This window comes from Myroides sp., from assembly GCF_032073645.1.
Classification (GTDB): Bacteria; Bacteroidota; Bacteroidia; order Flavobacteriales; family Flavobacteriaceae; genus Flavobacterium; species Flavobacterium odoratimimum.
On the sequence record NZ_DAMANB010000010.1, the window covers coordinates 92,689 to 112,025 of the forward strand.

The 19,337-nt window shown below is 36.0% G+C and carries 13 protein-coding genes; 12 read left to right on the forward strand and 1 reads right to left on the reverse strand.

Annotated features, from left to right (window positions below):
- The first annotated feature begins 65 nt into the window (after positions 1-65).
- Complete coding sequence (leuS, locus tag RT228_RS09350; protein WP_006262798.1) at positions 66-2,879, forward strand: leucine--tRNA ligase; 2,814 nt, start codon at positions 66-68, stop codon at positions 2,877-2,879.
- Between the two features lie 141 nt (positions 2,880-3,020).
- Here the strand turns inward: leuS and RT228_RS09355 are convergent, their stop codons facing one another.
- On the reverse strand, positions 3,021-3,401 hold the full coding sequence (locus tag RT228_RS09355; RefSeq protein ID WP_006257366.1) for an SPOR domain-containing protein: 381 nt from the start codon (positions 3,399-3,401) through the stop codon (positions 3,021-3,023).
- A 217-nt stretch (positions 3,402-3,618) separates the two neighbouring features.
- Here RT228_RS09355 and RT228_RS09360 point away from each other — a divergent pair, with 217 nt between their 5' ends.
- From RT228_RS09360 to RT228_RS09410, 11 genes are all read left to right on the forward strand, one after another.
- Positions 3,619-4,899 carry a cytochrome c3 family protein gene (locus tag RT228_RS09360; protein ID WP_006262799.1) on the forward strand — a complete coding sequence of 427 codons (1,281 nt, stop codon included), beginning with the start codon at positions 3,619-3,621 and terminating at the stop codon, positions 4,897-4,899.
- Between the two features lie 34 nt (positions 4,900-4,933).
- On the forward strand, positions 4,934-7,987 hold the full coding sequence (locus tag RT228_RS09365) for a TAT-variant-translocated molybdopterin oxidoreductase (RefSeq protein ID WP_006262800.1): 3,054 nt from the start codon (positions 4,934-4,936) through the stop codon (positions 7,985-7,987).
- 38 nt (positions 7,988-8,025) lie between these two features.
- Positions 8,026-9,435 carry an NrfD/PsrC family molybdoenzyme membrane anchor subunit gene (nrfD, locus tag RT228_RS09370; protein WP_006257363.1) on the forward strand — a complete coding sequence of 470 codons (1,410 nt, stop codon included), beginning with the start codon at positions 8,026-8,028 and terminating at the stop codon, positions 9,433-9,435.
- 6 nt (positions 9,436-9,441) lie between these two features.
- A complete protein-coding gene (locus tag RT228_RS09375; RefSeq protein WP_006257362.1) occupies positions 9,442-9,969 on the forward strand; it encodes a DUF3341 domain-containing protein in 528 nt (175 codons plus the stop codon).
- A gap of 1 nt (position 9,970) precedes the next feature.
- Positions 9,971-10,519, forward strand: coding sequence for a c-type cytochrome (locus RT228_RS09380; protein ID WP_006257361.1), 549 nt, complete (start codon positions 9,971-9,973; stop codon positions 10,517-10,519).
- A 31-nt stretch (positions 10,520-10,550) separates the two neighbouring features.
- A complete protein-coding gene (locus RT228_RS09385) occupies positions 10,551-11,864 on the forward strand; it encodes a hypothetical protein (RefSeq protein WP_006257360.1) in 1,314 nt (437 codons plus the stop codon).
- A 17-nt stretch (positions 11,865-11,881) separates the two neighbouring features.
- The gene (locus RT228_RS09390; protein WP_313138608.1) at positions 11,882-13,048 is read left to right on the forward strand and encodes a cytochrome c oxidase subunit II; all 1,167 of its coding nucleotides are present in this window, start codon (positions 11,882-11,884) and stop codon (positions 13,046-13,048) included.
- 29 nt (positions 13,049-13,077) lie between these two features.
- Entirely contained in the window at positions 13,078-14,880 is a 1,803-nt protein-coding gene (locus RT228_RS09395) for a cbb3-type cytochrome c oxidase subunit I (protein ID WP_006257358.1), read from the forward strand.
- Between the two features lie 90 nt (positions 14,881-14,970).
- Positions 14,971-15,999, forward strand: a complete 1,029-nt coding sequence (ruvB, locus tag RT228_RS09400) for a Holliday junction branch migration DNA helicase RuvB (RefSeq protein ID WP_006262802.1) — start codon at positions 14,971-14,973, stop codon at positions 15,997-15,999.
- 19 nt (positions 16,000-16,018) lie between these two features.
- A complete protein-coding gene (gene queG / locus RT228_RS09405) occupies positions 16,019-16,945 on the forward strand; it encodes a tRNA epoxyqueuosine(34) reductase QueG (RefSeq protein WP_313138609.1) in 927 nt (308 codons plus the stop codon).
- Between the two features lie 64 nt (positions 16,946-17,009).
- Positions 17,010-19,289, forward strand: coding sequence for an NADP-dependent malic enzyme (locus tag RT228_RS09410; protein WP_313138610.1), 2,280 nt, complete (start codon positions 17,010-17,012; stop codon positions 19,287-19,289).
- Positions 19,290-19,337 lie beyond the last annotated feature (48 nt).

Consider the following 19,337-nt stretch of genomic DNA (forward strand, 5'->3'; position numbering starts at 1 on the left):
TTTCTAGATTATTACAGTGTGATCGAAGAACTAACCAAAGTATAAAAATTGATATATATAATAGTATGAAGTATTATCCAAACGAAATTGAAGCTAAATGGCAGAAATTTTGGAAAGAAAACCAAACTTTCAAAACAGAGAATAATGTTGACAAGCCTAAGTATTACGTATTAGATATGTTCCCTTACCCATCTGGAGCAGGATTACATGTGGGGCACCCGCTCGGATACATAGCTTCGGATATTTTTACTCGTTATAAACGTCAAAAAGGTTTTAATGTTCTTCATCCACAAGGATATGATAGCTTCGGGTTGCCAGCTGAGCAATATGCTATCCAGACAGGACAACATCCTGCTGTGACTACAGAAGTAAATATTGATCGTTATAGAGAACAATTAGATAAGATCGGTTTTTCATTTGACTGGAGTAGAGAGGTGCGTACTTCGAATGCGGATTATTATAAACACACACAATGGATCTTTATCCAACTGTTCAATTCGTGGTATAATAAAGTAAGTGATAAAGCAGAATCTATAGATACATTAGTAGCTATCTTCGAAAAAGAGGGGAATGCAAATGTACAAGCTGTTTCTGATGATGCGATCGAGATCTTTAGCGCTGATCAGTGGAATGCATTAACTGCTGATGAGAAAGAGGTGATTCTATTAAAATACAGAATGACTTACTTAGCAGAAACTGAAGTAAACTGGTGTCCTGCTTTAGGAACGGTATTAGCGAATGATGAGATTAAAGATGGTCTGTCTGAAAGAGGTGGGCATCCTGTAGTTAGAAAAAAAATGAAGCAGTGGAGTATGCGTATTTCTGCTTATGCAGAACGTCTACTTCAAGGGCTAGAAGATATCGACTGGACAGAGAGTATTAAAGAGAGCCAAAGAAACTGGATAGGGAAATCTGTGGGAGCATCTGTAGTATTTAACTTAAAAGAAAGTGATGATACAATAGAAGTGTTCACTACTAGACCTGATACTATCTTTGGGGTGAGTTTTATGACTCTTGCTCCAGAGCATGATTTAGTAAGAAAGATTACTACTGCAGAACAAAAAGAAGCTGTAGAAGCGTATATAGATGCTACTTCTAAGAGAAGTGAGCGTGACCGTATGGCTGATGTGAAGACTATCTCTGGTGTGTTTACTGGAGCGTATGCTGAGCATCCGTTCACGAAAGAACCTATCGAAATCTGGATAGGTGATTATGTGTTAGCTGGATACGGTACAGGAGCGGTAATGGCTGTTCCATCTGGTGATACAAGAGATTATGCTTTTGCAAAACACTTTGGTATTACAATCAAAAATATCTTTGACCAAGATATCTCAGAAGAGGCGTATGCAGAGAAAGAAGGTTTCTTATTAGTAGAGTCTGATTTCTTAAATGGATTAGGGTTTAAAGAAGCTACTCTTAAGGCTATCGAAGCATTAGAGAAAATAGGACATGGAAAAGGAAAGACAAACTACCGTTTGCGCGATGCAGTATTTTCACGTCAGCGTTATTGGGGTGAACCATTCCCTGTGTACTATGTGAATAACCTTCCTAAGATGATTGACAAAAAATACTTGCCAATCGTTCTTCCTGAAGTAGAAAAGTATTTGCCTACAGAGGATGGACAGCCACCTTTAGGTAATGCTGCTGTATGGGCGTGGGATACTGCTAATAATAAAGTAGTGGAAAATGAAAAGATAGACGGGGTAACGGTATTCCCTCTAGAGTTAAATACAATGCCTGGTTGGGCTGGTTCTTCTTGGTACTGGATGCGTTATATGGATCCTCAGAATACAGAAGATATCGCTTCTCCAGAAGCATTAGCGTATTGGCAAAATGTAGATTTATATATAGGAGGTAGTGAACATGCTACTGGACACTTATTATATAGCCGTTTCTGGAACAAATTCTTAAAAGATATGGGAGTAGCTCCCACAGAAGAGCCTTTCAAGAAATTGATTAATCAAGGAATGATTTTAGGTACTTCTGCCTTTGTTTATAGAATAGAGGGCACAAATAAATTCATTTCTAAAGATATGATCAAGGATGAGAAGGTTCAACAGCTATATGCTTATGTTGGATTAGTTAATTCTTCATCAGAATTAGATACAGAAGGATTTAAAGCATGGAGACCTGATTATGCAAATGCAGAGTTTGTATTAAATGCGAGTGGTAAGTATATCGTAGGACACGAAGTAGAGAAGATGTCTAAGTCGTACTTCAATGTAGTGAATCCGGATGATATCTGTGATGAATATGGAGCGGATACACTTCGTCTGTACGAAATGTTCTTAGGGCCATTAGAACAAGCTAAACCATGGAATACAGCTGGTATCTCAGGTGTAGCTGGTTTCTTAAAGAAATTATGGAGATTATATGCTGATGATAATGGTGTAATCGTGACGAATGATGAACCAACAGCAGAGATGTATAAATCACTTCATAAAACGATTAAGAAAGTGACTGAGGATATAGAGAATTTCTCTTTCAATACTTCAGTTTCACAGTTTATGATTTGTGTAAATGAATTGTCACAGCTAAAATGTAATCACAGAGCTATTTTAGAACCATTAGCAATTGTGGTATCTCCTTATGCTCCACATATTGCAGAGGAATTATGGTCTATGCTAGGACATACTACATCTGTGACGTATGCAGAGTTCCCAGAATTCAATGCATCTTACTTAGTAGAGAGTGCAAAAGAGTATCCTGTGTCGTTTAATGGAAAGATGAGATTTAAGATTGAGTTACCATTAGATTTATCAGAAGAAGAGATTAAAGCAATCATCTTAGCAGACGAAAGAACAGTAGCTCAACTTCAGGGTAGAGAGCCTAAGAAAGTAATTATTGTTCCTGGTAAGATTATTAACTTAGTTGGATAAATTACGGAATGATTTAAGTCTTAAAGTGTACTTAGAATCACAGATAAATAAAAAGCCTCAACAGTGATGTTGGGGCTTTCTTTTTAATTAAAAAAAGGTTATTAGATTTAACTAATAACCCTTTGTATTATATGGTGTGATTTATTTGCCTGGGCGCAATAAAAGTGAGAGTTCAAAGTCTTTTTGAATAGCTCTCAGGTTGCGTTCTGCTTCTAGTCTAGTTTTATAATTTCCTACTAAAACTTTGTAAGAAGGATTGGTATAAATTATCGTAGCATTAACATCTGGGTAAAGTCTTCTAAAGTTGTTTAAGGCAACTCTCGCTTCTGCGTTTTTGCCGTAAAAAATCTGAATTTTGTATTTATCGTTAACAGTTGTTGACGTATTTGTGTTTTTCTTCTTATTTAGTAGTTCTTTTATGGCTGAGGGTTCGTTTAAAGTGGTTTTAGACGATTGAGCTATAATTACGTGATTAGTAAATAGAACTAGAATTAAGACAAGAAAATTTCTTAAAAATCTCATAATGAATAATGTTTATGGCAAATTTACAAATTATCTTGATAATGAGGTAATCGTATGTTATTTAGAACGTATATAAATTGTATTTTAAGCATAGTAAAGGTTTTAAGAGTAACTCATAAATTGTATTTTTGTCGGAGTTTGTAAATAAGGTGTATAAGATAGCGGTCTAATTGGCTGTTAAATAAGACCAAGTTTAGTTGAAAATCATTTTATAACTATGAAAAAAGTGGGTAACCATAATTCGTTTTCAAAGATTTTATTCTTTTGTTTAGCGTTAATGCTATCGTTTACTACAATTTCGTTTGCTCAAGATGTAGCAAAAGGTAAGGAATTGTTCAACTCTAACTGTGCGGCTTGTCACAAGTTAGATGGAGTGTCTACTGGACCAGCTCTTCGTGGAGTAGTTGATCGTCACGATGGAAATGTAGAGTGGCTACACAAGTGGATCAAGAGTAGTTCTTCATTGATTAAATCTGGAGATGCTGCTGCTGTTAAATTGTTTAACGAGTGGAATAAGGTTGTTATGAATGACTTCCCTGGATTATCAGACGAAGACATTGATAATATCTTAGCTTATACTTCAGAAGAGAAAGCTGCTCCAGCGCCTACAGGTGATGTAGCAGGAGGAGCTGCTGGGCAATCTAACAATGATGGTGTTTCTAATATTATTGTATTAGGGGCTTTAGTTGTTGTATTGATGCTTCTAGTAACTATGCTATTCTTCGTTAAGAGAGTATTAAACAAAGTAGTAGAGGTTAATGGATTAACTCCTGAAGTACGTAAATCAATTCCATTGTGTACAGCATTCGTTAAAAATAAATTTTTAGTGATTGTTTCTGTTATCGTATTAGTGTTATTCGGATCGTACTTCGCGTATGGATGGATGATGCAAATAGGTGTTGACCAAGGGTATGAGCCAGTACAACCAATTCACTTCTCTCACAAGATTCACGCTGGAGATAACGGTATTGACTGTAAATACTGTCACTCTGCTGCAAGATCTAGTAAAACTTCAGGTATTCCTTCATTGAATGTTTGTATGAACTGTCATGAGAATATCAATGAGTTTACAGGTGAAGCTGGGAAAGACTACGGTAAGTACACTCCAGAATTCTATACTGCAGAGATTCAAAAATTATACGATGCAGTAGGATGGGATCCTTCTACAAATAAATATACTGGAAAAGAAAAACCAGTTAAGTGGGTTAGAATTCACAATCTTCCTGACTTCGCATACTACAACCACTCTCAACACGTAAATGTTGCAGGTTTAGAATGTCAAACTTGTCACGGACCAGTTGAAGAAATGGAAATTATGAGACAACACTCTCCATTAACAATGGGATGGTGTATTGACTGTCACAGAAAAACTGACGTTAAGTTAGAGAGCAATGAGTACTATGCTAAAATTCATAAAGAATTATCAGAGAAGTACGGAGTTGAGAAATTGACTGTAGCTCAAATGGGAGGTTTAGAGTGTGGTAAATGTCACTATTAATAAATTAAGAATAAGAAGCTAATATATATATACAATGGCATCAAACAAAAAATACTGGAAAAGTGTTGAGGAGCTGAATGAAAATAGTTCTATTGTTGAGTCGCTAAGAAACAATGAGTTTGTTGAAGAAATTCCTACTGATGAGTTTCTTGGAGATCAAAGTAAATTGTCTTCTTCATCAACTACTCGTCGAGACTTTTTGAAATATGTAGGTTTTTCTACTGCAGCAGCAACTTTAGCTGCATGTGAGGGACCTGTTGTGAAATCTATTCCGTATGTAGTACAGCCAGAAGAGATTATTCCTGGTGTTGCAGATTATTATGCAACGACTATTGCTGATGGATTTGACTTTGTAAACGTTCTGATCAAAACTCGTGAGGGGCGTCCAATCAAAGTTGATAATAACAGACTAGCTAATGCTTACTCAGGAGCTAACGCTCGTGTGAACGCATCAGTTTTATCAATGTATGATAGCCTTCGTTTGAAAGGATCTAAAATCAGTGGTAAAAGTGCTTCATGGGATGAAGTAGATGCAAAAGTTAGAGCAAGTCTACAAGATGCAAAAGCAAATGGAGGAAACGTTGTATTATTAACGAATACAATGGCTAGCCCATCTACTGATAAAATTATAGCAGAGTTTATCGCTGCTAACCCAACAGCTAAACACGTTGTATATGATGCTGTATCTTCATCTGCTGCTGCAGATGCTTATGAGAAGGCTTATGGTGTACGTGGATTAGCAGATTACGATTTCGGTGCTGCTGATGTAATCGTTTCTGTAGGTGCTGATATCTTAGGAGATTGGCAAGGTGGAGGATACGATTCAGCTTATGCTCAAAAACGTATTCCTAAAAATGGAAAAATGTCTAAGCATATCCAAATGGAGGCAAATATGTCTTTATCAGGAGCTAATGCTGACGTGAGAATTCCATTAACTGTAGCTAATCAAAAAGCTGCTTTAGTTAAGTTATACAGTGCTATCGTAGGAGGAAGTGCTTCTGCTCCAGCTGTAGATAAGTACGAAGATGCTATTAAAAAAGCAGCTAGTCAACTTAAATCTGCTGGAAATAAAGGAGTTGTTGTAACAGGTCTTGATGATGTAAATGCTCAATTATTAGTATTTGCAATCAACGAAGCGTTACAGTCAGAAGCTTTCTTACCAGAGCAAACAAAATATGTTAGACAAGGTAATGCTACTCAAGTAGGACAATTAGTAAAAGATATGAACGCTGGTAAAGTTCACACGTTGATTATGTCAGGTGTTAACCCAGTGTATACTTTAGCTGATTCTGCTGCTTTCGTAGAAGGATTGAAAAAAGTAAAAACTTCAGTTTCTTTCTCATTGAAAGAAGATGAAACAGCTTTACTTTCTACTGTTGCTGCTGCAGCTCCACACTACTTAGAGTCTTGGGGAGATGTAATGATCAGAAAAGGTCACTACTCTGTAACTCAACCTACAATCCGCCCATTATTTGATACTAGACAATTACAAGATTCATTATTATTATGGTCAGGAAGCAATACTGCATACTATGACTATGTTAAGAATGTAGGTAAGTCTTATGTAGCTGATAAAACTTGGAATCAATTAGTACACGATGGTTTTGCTGTTGTTGGAACAAACTCTAAAGTAAGTGCTTCTGCTGATTTTTCAGCTGCTGCATCTGCTTTAGCTTCTGCTAAGAAAGTAGATGGTTTAGAGTTAGTATTCTATACTAAAACTGGTATGGGAGATGGACAACAAGCTAATAACCCATGGTTACAAGAGTTCCCAGACCCTATTACTCGTGTATCTTGGGATAACTACGTAACTGTAGCTCAAGCTGATGCTGAGTCATTAGGAATCAAGAACTACCACGTTGCTAATGGTGGTCTTAATGGTAGCTATGTAACTATCGAAGCTAACGGTGTTAAATTAGAGAAAGTACCTGCTATTATCCAACCTGGACAAGCTCAAGGAACTATCGGTTTAGCATTTGGTTACGGTAGAAAAGCTGCATTAAAAGAAGAAATGCAAGTAGGTGTTAATGCTTACACATTATACAAAGACTGTAATGGAGTACAAGGTGCTGCAATTACTCAAGTAGGTGGTGATCACGAGTTCGCTTGTGTTCAGTTACAAAACACTTTAATGAGTAGAGGTGATATCTTAAAAGATACTACATTAGAGATCTTCAATACAAAAGATGCTGAAGACTGGAATATTAAACCTGTGGTTTCTTACGATCACCAGACTGTACAAGCTTCTACTATTGATATCTGGGAATCATTTGATAGATCAGTTGGACATCACTTCAACTTATCAATTGATTTAAATGCATGTACTGGATGTGGTGCTTGTGTTATCTCTTGTCACGCTGAAAATAACGTACCTGTAGTAGGTAAGTCAGAAGTGAGAAGAAGTAGAGATATGCACTGGTTACGTATCGATAGATACTATTCTTCAGAAGATACATTCGCAGGAGATATCGAGAAAAAAGTTAATGCAAGTGGATTCGGAGAATACCGTGAAGTGTTCCAAGAATTAGAACATCCAGCTGAAAACCCACAAGTGGCTTTCCAACCTGTAATGTGTCAACACTGTAATCACGCTCCATGTGAGACTGTGTGTCCAGTAGCTGCTACATCTCATGGTCGTCAAGGACAAAACCATATGGCTTATAACCGTTGTGTTGGTACAAGATACTGTGCAAACAACTGTCCTTACAAAGTTAGACGTTTCAACTGGTTCTTATATTCTCAGAACGATGCTTTCGATTACAACATGAATGATGATTTAGGACGTATGGTATTAAACCCAGACGTTGTAGTTCGTTCAAGAGGGGTAATGGAGAAATGTTCATTATGTATCCAAATGACTCAATCTACAATCTTAAAAGCTAAGAATGAAGGTAGAGCAATTCGTCCAAATGAATTTGAAACTGCATGTTCTGCAGCTTGTTCAAGTGGAGCGATGGTATTTGGTGATGTAAATGATAAAGAGTCAGAAATTACTAAATTAGCTGAGTCAGATAGAGCTTACCATTTATTAGAGCACATTGGAACAAAACCAAATGTATTCTATCACGTTAAGGTTAGAAATATCTAGTTAAAAGAATTATTAATTAAAGAAACATATAAAGGATTATGTCGTCACATTACGAAGCACCCATTAGAAAACCTTTAGTTATTGGTGAGAAATCATATCACGATATAACTGTGGATGTGGCTAGACCTGTAGAAGGGAGAGCGAATAAACTATGGTGGAGAGTTTTTACTTTAGCTTTATTAGCGTTTCTATGGGGAGTAGGTTGTATGGCTTACACTGTAGGTACAGGTATTGGAACTTGGGGATTAAATAAAACCATTGGATGGGCTTGGGATATTACCAATTTCGTTTGGTGGGTAGGTATCGGTCACGCTGGTACGTTAATTTCTGCAGTATTATTATTATTTAGACAAAAATGGAGAATGGCGATCAACCGTTCTGCTGAGGCAATGACAATTTTCTCAGTAGTTCAGGCTGGTTTATTCCCTATCATTCACATGGGACGTCCATGGTTAGCATACTGGGTATTACCTATTCCTAACCAGTTCGGATCGTTATGGGTTAACTTTAACTCACCATTATTATGGGACGTATTCGCGATTTCTACGTATTTATCAGTATCATTAGTTTTCTGGTGGACTGGTTTACTACCTGACTTCGCTATGTTACGTGATAGAGCTATAACGCCATTTACAAAAAGAATATACTCAATCTTATCATTTGGTTGGTCAGGTCGTGCAAAAGACTGGCAACGTTTTGAGGAAGTTTCATTAGTATTAGCTGGTTTAGCTACTCCTCTTGTACTTTCTGTACACACGATTGTATCTTTTGACTTTGCTACTTCAGTTATCCCTGGATGGCACACTACAATCTTACCTCCATACTTCGTAGCAGGGGCTATCTTCTCTGGATTCGCAATGGTAAATACCCTGCTTATCATCATGAGAAAAGTTTCTAACTTAGAAGATTATATTACTGTACAGCACATAGAGTTAATGAACATTATTGTAATGATCACTGGTTCTATCGTTGGGGTAGCATATATTACTGAGTTATGGGTTGCTTGGTATTCAGGAGTAGAGTATGAACAGTACGCTTTCTTAAACCGTGCAACAGGACCTTACTGGTGGTCTTACTGGTTAATGATGACTTGTAACGTAATTTCTCCACAGGTAATGTGGTTCAAGAAAATTAGAACTAATATCTTAGCATCGTTTGTTATTTCTTTAGTAGTAAACGTGGGGATGTGGTTTGAGCGTTTCGTAATTATCGTTACATCATTACACAGAGATTACTTACCATCTTCATGGACAATGTTCCAACCTACATTCGTAGATGCTGGTATTTACATCGGTACAATCGGTTTCTTCTTCGTATTATTCTTATTATATTCAAGAAGTTTCCCTGTAATTGCGCAAGCAGAGGTAAAAACAATCTTGAAATCTTCAGGAGAGTTTTACAAAAAAGAAAGAGACAGCAAAGAGAATCATCAATCTTTAAATCATTAATATATTATGAGTAATAAAGTAATTCACGCACTATACAACGATGATGATGTGTTGTTACATGCTGTAAAAGAAACACGAGATGCTCATCATCATATTGAAGAAATCTATACACCATTCCCAGTACACGGTCTAGATAAGGCTATGGGATTAAAACCTACAAGATTAGCTATCTGTGCTTTCTTGTATGGTTTAGTTGGACTTTCTTTCGGTACATTCATGATGTATTATATTATGATTGTAGATTGGCCACAAGATATTGGAGGTAAACCAAGTTTTAGCTTCATTCAGAATATGCCATCGTTCGTTCCAATTATGTTTGAGATGACTGTATTATTTGCAGCTCACTTAATGGTTCTTACTTTCTTTATGAGAAGTAAATTATGGCCTTTCAAGAAAGCTGAAAATCCTGATGTAAGAACTACAGATGATCACTTCTTAATGGAAGTAGCTTTGAAAACTGATGAAGCAGCAGCGATTGAGTTCTTCAAACAAACGGGAGCAGTTGAAGTTAAAGTAATTGAAAAGCAATTGTAGAATGAAAACGATATATAAAATAGTAGCTTTAGTAGGGGTATCAGTTTTGACTACTTCTTGTTTTAATAAAGAACGTTCAAACTATCAATTCATGCCAAATATGTACGAATCATCGGCATATGAGACATATTCTGAAGTTCCTACTACAGTTTTTAAAAATGGTAAAGAAGGTCAATTACCTGCTGAAGGATCTATACCACGCGGATTTTCACCTGAGGAGTATGATAATACTCCAGAAGGTTTAGCAATGGCTAGATTAAATCTAAAATCACCATTATCTGCTGAGGAGAAAGATTTAGAAAAAGGTAAAGAGTTATATACAATTTACTGCTCAGTTTGTCACGGAGGAGCTGGGGATGGAAAAGGTAATTTAGTGAAAAAAGAAAAATTCTTAGGGGTTCCTAACTATAAAGATAGAGAACTTACAGAAGGAGGAATCTACCACGTAATTACTTATGGTTTGAATTCAATGGGATCTCATGCTAATCAATTGACTCAACACGAACGTTGGTTAGTTACAGATTACGTATTAAAATTGAAATCAGAATAATAAATTGTAAAACTTATTTGAAAGTTTAGATATGTACACATTTTCAAAAAATTTGAAGACTTTTGCAATCGTCCTTATGGTTCTTGGACTTGTAGGGATTGCGTATGGTTTCTTCAGTGCCCCTAAGACAACTGCTGAAGTAGAGCAGATCTTAACTGAGCAAGCTCATCACGATGGTGGTGAGCATCATGTATCCGCTGCAGACCACTCTGTGTCTGACGCTGATCATGCTGAACATCAAAAACATTTAGAACATGTTCTTGGTCAAATGCAAAATAAACCTTGGACAGCGTTATATGTAGCTTGTATTTTCGTTATGCTAGTAGCTGTAGGTATTTTAACTTTTTATGCTATTAACAATGCTGCAAGTGCTGGATGGTCTCCAGTATTATTTAGAGTAATGGAAGGATTATCTGCTTATGTATTACCAGGATCAGTTATATTCTTCGTGATTTTATTAATTTCTGTATTGGGAGGAAACCACTTGTTTATTTGGGCTGACCAAGCAGTAGTTGATGCAGATCCAATTATTCAAGGAAAAGCTGGATACTTAAACGTGCCTTTCTTCTTAATTAGAACAGTTATCTATTTAGCAGGATGGAACTTTTATAGAATTTATGCTCGTAAACAATCTTTAGCTTTAGATGAGAGTGGTGATCAAACTTACTACAAAAAGATATTTAAAGCTTCAGCTGCTTTCTTAGTATTCTTTATTGTTACTGAGTCTATGGCATCTTGGGATTGGATTATGTCGATTGATACTCACTGGTATAGTACATTATTCGGATGGTATGTATTCGCTAGTTTCTTCGTAACAGCTATTACAACTATCGCTTTTGTTACTCTTTATTTAAAGAACAAAGGATACTTAGAATATGTTAATACTAGTCATATTCACGATTTAGCTAAATTTATGTTTGGATTAAGTATATTCTGGACTTATCTTTGGTTCTCTCAATTCATGTTACAGTGGTATTCTAATATTCCAGAGGAGGTAACTTACTTCATCTTCAGAATTCAAGAGTATAACTTACCATTCTTCGGAATGTTAGTATTGAATTTCTTATTGCCATTATTATTATTGATCAATACAGATTTCAAACGTTTAACTTGGATTGTTGTAATGGCAGGATCTTGTATCATCGTAGGTCACTATATTGACTTCTTTATGATGATCTCTCCTGGTACAGTTGGAGGTTCTTGGTTTATTGGTGTTTCTGAGATAGCTTCACTTATTTTCTTCATCGGATTATTTATCTATGTAGGATTTAGTGCAATTGCTAAAGCGCCATTATTAGCTAAGAATAACCCATTGATTGAAGAGAGTAAACATTTTCACTATTAATATTTAAAAATAAACAAATGACAAGTTTATTAATATTAGCTGCGGTTGTATTATTAGGAGTTGCTGTATGGCAATTGACGAAAATATTTGATTTAACTCAAGTAGGTTCTCACCCTGATGATATTTCTACAGAGATCGCTAATGAGAAGGATAATAACATCAATGGTTATTTGACTTTCGCTTTCTTAGGATTCATCTATATCTTTACTATCTTCTGTTTAGTTGAGTATGGAAGCTTTCCTTTGATGGATAACCCTGCGTCAGAGCACGGAAAAGAGGTTGACAATTTAATGTGGATCTCAATGGGGTTAATTTTTGTTGTTCAAATTTTTACTCAGTTCTTATTACACTACTTTGCATTCAAAGGACGTGGAATAAACGGTAGAAAAGCTCGTTTCTATTCAGATAATGATAAGTTAGAAGCTCTTTGGACAATTATTCCTGTAATTACATTATCAGGTTTAATTCTTTATGGATTATTTGCTTGGAATGATATTATGTTTGTAGATGAAGAAGAAGACGTTCTTATTGTTGAAGTATATGCTAAACAATTCGGATGGGATGTTCGTTACTCTGGAACAGATAACACTTTAGGTAAAGCTAACGTTCGTTTTATAGAAGGTATCAATTTAGTAGGGGTAGATATGTCTGACCCGAATGCTGCTGATGATAAAATGGCAAAAGAATTACACTTACCAAAAGGTAAAAAAGTAGTATTGAAATTCCGTTCTCAAGACGTACTTCACTCAGCTTACTTACCTCACTTTAGAGCACAAATGAACTGTGTTCCTGGTATGGTTACTCAGTTTGCTTTCGTTCCTACTGTTACTACAGCAGAAATGAGAGAGCGTGAGGCGATTGTAAAAAAAGTTAGTAATATTAACGATATTAGAGCTGAAAGAAGCCAAGAGTTAATCGCTAAAGGAGAAGAGGCATTAGAACCTTATTCATTTGATTATTTAATTTTATGTAATAAGATTTGTGGAGCTTCTCACTATAACATGCAAATGAAAGTTGTTGTAGAGACTCCTGAAGAATTCGAATCTTGGTTAAAAGAGCTTCCTACATTAAAAGAGCAAGTTGCTGCTGAAAAAGCTAGCAACACACCTGCTCCAGCAGTAGAGGAAGTTCCTGCAGCAGTTGAAGAAGTTGAAACTGAAGCTATCGCTCAAGTAGGAAAATAAAACTCACATATTAAAATCAATCTATAACTATGTCAGTAGAAGGACACGAAAACAATCACGATCACTCACATGATCATGATCATCACGATAAAGGGAACTTCTTTACTAAATATGTGTTTAGTTTAGACCACAAGATGATTGCTAAACAATACTTGATTACAGGTATTATTATGGGAATCATCGGGATTGGAATGTCTCTGTTATTTAGAATGCAAATTGCTTGGCCAGAAGAATCTTTCACAGTATTCAAATGGTTTTTAGGTGATAAAATGGCTCCTGATGGAGTTATGAAAAATGATGCTTATCTTGCCCTAGTAACGATGCATGGTACCATAATGGTATTCTTCGTTTTAACTGCTGGATTAAGTGGTACGTTCTCGAACTTACTTATTCCATTGCAGATTGGAGCACGTGATATGGCTTCAGGATTCTTAAATATGTTATCTTATTGGTTATTCTTCATCTCTGCAGTATTAATGATTATTTCATTATTTGTAGAAGGAGGACCAGCATCTTCTGGATGGACAGTATATCCTCCGTTGAGTGCATTACCACAGGCTATTCCTGGTTCAGGAATGGGGATGACATTATGGTTAGTATCTATGGCAATCTTTATCGCATCTTCTTTAATGGGATCGTTAAACTATGTTGCTACAGTAATTAACTTAAGAACTAAAGGAATGTCTATGACAAGATTACCATTAACAGTGTGGGCTTTATTTACTACAGCTATTATTGGTATCGTATCATTCCCAGTTTTATTATCAGCAGCTTTATTATTGTTATTCGATAGAAGTTTTGGAACATCATTCTTCTTATCAGATATTTATTTAGCTGGTGAGGTATTACATTACCAAGGAGGATCTCCTGTATTATATGAGCACTTATTCTGGTTCTTAGGTCACCCTGAGGTATATATCGTAATTTTACCAGCGATGGGTATTACGTCAGAAATTATTGCTTGTAACGCTCGTAAACCAATTTTCGGTTACCGTGCGATGATTGCTTCTATCTTAGGTATTGCTTTCTTATCAACAATTGTATGGGGACACCACATGTTCGTATCTGGTATGAACCCATTCTTAGGATCTGTATTTACATTTACTACATTGTTGATTGCAATTCCTTCAGCAGTAAAAGCATTCAACTATATCACTACAATTTGGAGTGGTAATATCCAAATGAACCCTGCAATGTTATTCTGTATTGGATTCGTATCTACGTTTATTACAGGAGGTTTAACAGGGATTATTTTAGGAGATTCAACATTAGATATCAACGTTCACGATACATATTTCGTTATTGCTCACTTCCACTTAGTAATGGGTATTTCTGCTCTTTACGGAATGTTTGCTGGTATCTACCACTGGTTCCCTAAAATGTTTGGACGTATGATGAACAAAAACTTAGGTTATATCCACTTCTGGGTAACTGCAGTTTGTGCTTACGGAGTATTCTTCCCAATGCACTTCATCGGATTAGCTGGTTTACCACGTCGTTATTATTCAAATACTGCATTCCCATTATTTGATGAGTTCTACGATGTAAACGTGTTAATTACAGTATTCGCTTTAGTAGGATCTGCTTTCCAATTAGTGTTCTTATGGAACTTCTTCTATAGTATTTTCTATGGTAAGAAAGCTACTCAGAACCCTTGGAGAAGTAACTCTCTTGAGTGGACTACACCAGTTGAACATATTCATGGTAACTGGCCTGGTGAATTACCAGTTGTTTACAGATGGCCTTATGACTATAGTAAACCTGGATTACCAGAAGATTACGCTCCTCAAAACATGCCATTCGTTGCAGGTGAAGAGGAATTACATCACTAAGATTATATTTCTTATAGATATTAAAAAGTCATCCGAAAGGATGACTTTTTTTGTTAGTGTAGACTCTGATATTTGAATTATATTTGTACTATGAATGAGAATTTAAACCCAACTAATAAGCACTTTTCTTCTGATGAATTAGATGTTGAGAAGAAGTTACGCCCGCTGTCTTTTGATGATTTTGCTGGGCAAGATCAGGTATTAGAGAATTTAAAGATTTTCGTTGAAGCTGCTAATCAAAGGGGAGAAGCTTTAGATCATACTTTGTTTCATGGACCTCCAGGACTTGGTAAGACTACGTTAGCTAATATTTTAGCTAATGAACTTGATGTGGGAATTAAGATTACTTCTGGGCCAGTTTTAGATAAACCAGGTGATTTAGCTGGATTATTAACTAATCTTGAGGAACGTGATGTTTTATTTATTGATGAGATTCATCGTTTAAGCCCTATAGTAGAAGAGTATTTGTATTCTGCTATGGAGGACTTTAAGATTGATATTATGATAGAGTCTGGTCCGAATGCACGTACGGTTCAGATTCATTTAAATCCTTTTACATTAGTAGGTGCGACTACTCGTTCTGGTTTATTGACTTCACCAATGCGTGCTCGCTTTGGTATTCAAAGTCGCCTTCAGTATTACAATAAGGAACTATTAGCGACTATTATTGAACGTAGTGCTTCTATATTAGGAGTTCATATAGACCTAGAAGCTGCTATAGAGATAGCGGGAAGAAGTAGAGGAACACCTCGTATTGCTAATGCGTTGCTAAGACGTGTACGTGATTTTGCTCAGATAAAAGGAAATGGTGATATAGATATTGAGATTTCAAAATACGCTTTGAATTCATTGAATGTAGATTCTTTTGGATTAGATGAGATGGATAATAAGATATTGAGTACGATTATTGATAAGTTTAAAGGTGGGCCTGTAGGACTATCTACCTTAGCGACTGCTGTTTCTGAGAATGGTGAAACAATAGAGGAAGTTTACGAGCCTTATTTAATTCAAGAAGGTTTTATTGTGCGTACTCCTCGAGGGCGTGAGGTAACTGACAAAGCCTATAAACACCTAGGTAGAGAAAGAATTCATCCACAAGGTGGGCTTTTTGATATGTAGTGGTCATAGAAGTGATTAAATGATTGAAAATAAAAGTAAATATTCTAATATTATAAAAGCCGAGGCCAAACGCCTTGGCTTTTCGTCTTGTGGTATTTCTAAAGCGGATTTCTTAGAAGTAGAGGCTCCTCGTTTAGAGCAGTGGTTGAATAAACAAATGCATGGGCAGATGTCTTATATGGAGAATCATTTTGATAAACGTCTTGATCCTAGATTACTTGTAGAAGGAGCAAAAAGCGTGGTTTCATTAACTTTAAATTACTACCCAGAAGAAAGACAGATTAGCGATAGTTATAAAATATCTAAGTATGCTTATGGAGATGATTATCACCATGTGATAAAAGATAAGCTGAAAGAGCTTCTGTACTTTATAGAAAGTGAAATAGGTGCTGTAGATGGACGGGTATTTGTTGATTCTGCACCAGTCTTAGATAAAGCATGGGCAGCTAAGGCTGGCTTGGGATGGGTAGGTAAGAATAACAATTTGATTAATCGGAAAAGTGGTTCTTTCTTTTTTATTGCTGAATTAATAATTGATTTAGAGTTAGAAGAAGATGGCCCTACTACTGATCATTGTGGAACGTGTACCAAGTGTATAGATGCTTGCCCTACAGAAGCTATTGAAAGTCCTTATATTGTTAATGGGAGTAAATGTATTTCTTATCTCACCATAGAATTGAAAGATGATATTCCAAGTGAATTTAGTGGGAAATTAGATAATTGGATGTTTGGTTGCGATGTGTGTCAAGATGTTTGTCCGTGGAATCGCTTTGCAGCTCCCCATAAAGAGCAGAGATTTATTCCTAATAATGCGTTAATAGAGTATTCAAAGCACGAATGGAAAGAACTTACGAAGGAGACTTTTAATGAAATTTTTAAAAAATCCGCAATTAAAAGGACGAAATATGAGGGCTTGTTGAGAAATATGCAATTTTTAGGGGAGTGAATTTCGTAAATCCGAATTATATTACAAAAAGGTTATCTTTGTTCATCACGTTAAATGTAAATATATGAATAAAGATAGTTTACGTAGAGAAGCACTTAAATACCATGCTGAACCAACGCCTGGTAAGATACAAGTTGTTCCTACGAAGAAGTATTCATCACAAAGAGACTTAGCCTTAGCATATTCACCAGGTGTAGCAGAGCCTTGTCTGGAAATTGCAAGCGATGTAAATAATGTATATAAATATACAGCAAAAGGAAATTTAGTTGCTGTTATCTCTAACGGTACTGCAGTACTAGGACTTGGAGATATCGGAGCTGAAGCATCTAAGCCAGTAATGGAAGGAAAAGGATTGCTGTTTAAGATTTTTGCTGATATTGATGTTTTTGACATTGAGGTAGATACTACTGATGTAGATAAGTTTATCGAAACTGTAAAAAACATTTCTCCAACTTTTGGAGGAATTAACTTAGAAGATATCAAAGCTCCTGAATCTTTTGAAATCGAAAGAAGATTGAAAGAAGAGTTAGATATTCCTGTAATGCACGATGACCAACATGGTACTGCTATTATCTCAGCAGCAGCTCTGCTAAATGCAGTAGAGTTAGCTGGTAAGAAGATGGAAGAAATTACGATGGTAGTTTCAGGTGCAGGTTCAGCTGCTATCGCATGTGCTAAGTTATATGTAGCTTTTGGTGTTAAACAAGAAAACATAAAAATGTTTAACAGTAAAGGTGTTTTAAAGAAAGACGATACACGTATTTCAGATTTACAAAGAGAGTTCGCTGTTGATAATGATATCTCTTTGACAGATGCTTTAAAAGGAACTGATGTATTCATCGGATTGTCTACTGCGGATGTATTAAAACCAGAAATGCTTTTAGGGATGGCAGATAACCCAATCGTGTTCGCGATGGCTAATCCAAGACCTGAAATTGACTATAATCTTGCAACTTCTACACGTAAGGATGTTATTATGGCCACTGGTCGTTCTGACTTCCCTAACCAAGTTAATAACGTATTAGGTTTTCCTTATATCTTTAGAGGAGCATTAGATGTACGTGCTACTAAGATTAACGAAGAAATGAAGATGGCTGCTGTAGTAGCTTTAGCGAAGTTAGCTAAAGAGCCAGTGCCTGAACAAGTAAATATTGCTTACGGAGAGACTAAGTTTACTTTCGGTAGAGAGTATATTATTCCTAAGCCATTTGATCCAAGACTTATATCTGTTGTTCCTCCTGCAGTTGCTAAAGCAGCAATGGAAAGTGGAATAGTACTTGCTCCAATTACAGATTGGGAAGAATATAAATCTTCTTTAGAAGAAAGAATGGGGTCAGATAATAAATTAGTACGTATGTTAATCAACCGTGCTAAGACTGAACCAAAACGTGTGGTATATGCTGAAGCTGATCATTTAGATGTATTAAAAGCTGCTCAGATTGCTTATGAAGAAGGAATGGTGACTCCAATCTTATTAGGAGATAAAGAAACTATTCAAGAGCTTAAGAAAGAAATAGAGTTTAATGATGATGTAGAAATTATTGATCCTAAGTCTGATGAGCAAAAAGAAAGAAGAGCTGCTTTTGCTAATGCTTATTGGGCAACTAGAAAGCGCAAAGGAGTTACTTTATACGATGCAGGTAAACTAATGTTAGAAAGAAACTACTTTGCATCTATGTTAGTGAATGAAGGACAGGCAGATGCTATGTTGACAGGATATTCTCGTAGTTATCCTAATGTAGTTAAACCTATCTTAGAATTAATACCTCGTGCACAAGGAGTAAGTAGAGTAGCTACAACGAACTTAATGATGACGAAGAGAGGGCCAATGTTCTTAGCAGATACTGCTATTAACCCTGATCCAACAGCTGAAGATTTAGCTAAAATAGCTGTGATGACAGAGAAGACTGTACGTATGTTCGGTATGGAACCTGTTGTGGCAATGTTATCATATGCTAACTTTGGGTCTGCACCTAATGCTTCTCCAACAAAAATGAAAGAGGCAGTTAGCATCTTACATGAGCAACATCCAGAGATGATTGTAGATGGGGAAATTCAAATCGACTTCGCTTTAAATAGTGAAATGCTGAAGAATAAATTCCCATTCTCTAAGTTAGTAGATAAGAAAGTAAATACACTTATTTTCCCTAACCTAGATTCTGCTAATATCACTTATAAAATGTTGAAAGAATTGAATAAAGCGACATCTATTGGTCCTATTATTTTAGGCTTAGATAAAGCTGTTCACGTATTCCAACTAGGTGCTAGTGTTGATGAGATGGTTAATATGACAGCTGTAGCTGTAGTAGATGCTCAAGTACGCGAGAATCGCAAAAAGAAATAATATACTGGTACTCTGAATAGTAGTTGTGCGATTAGTTATTTGTTAGTA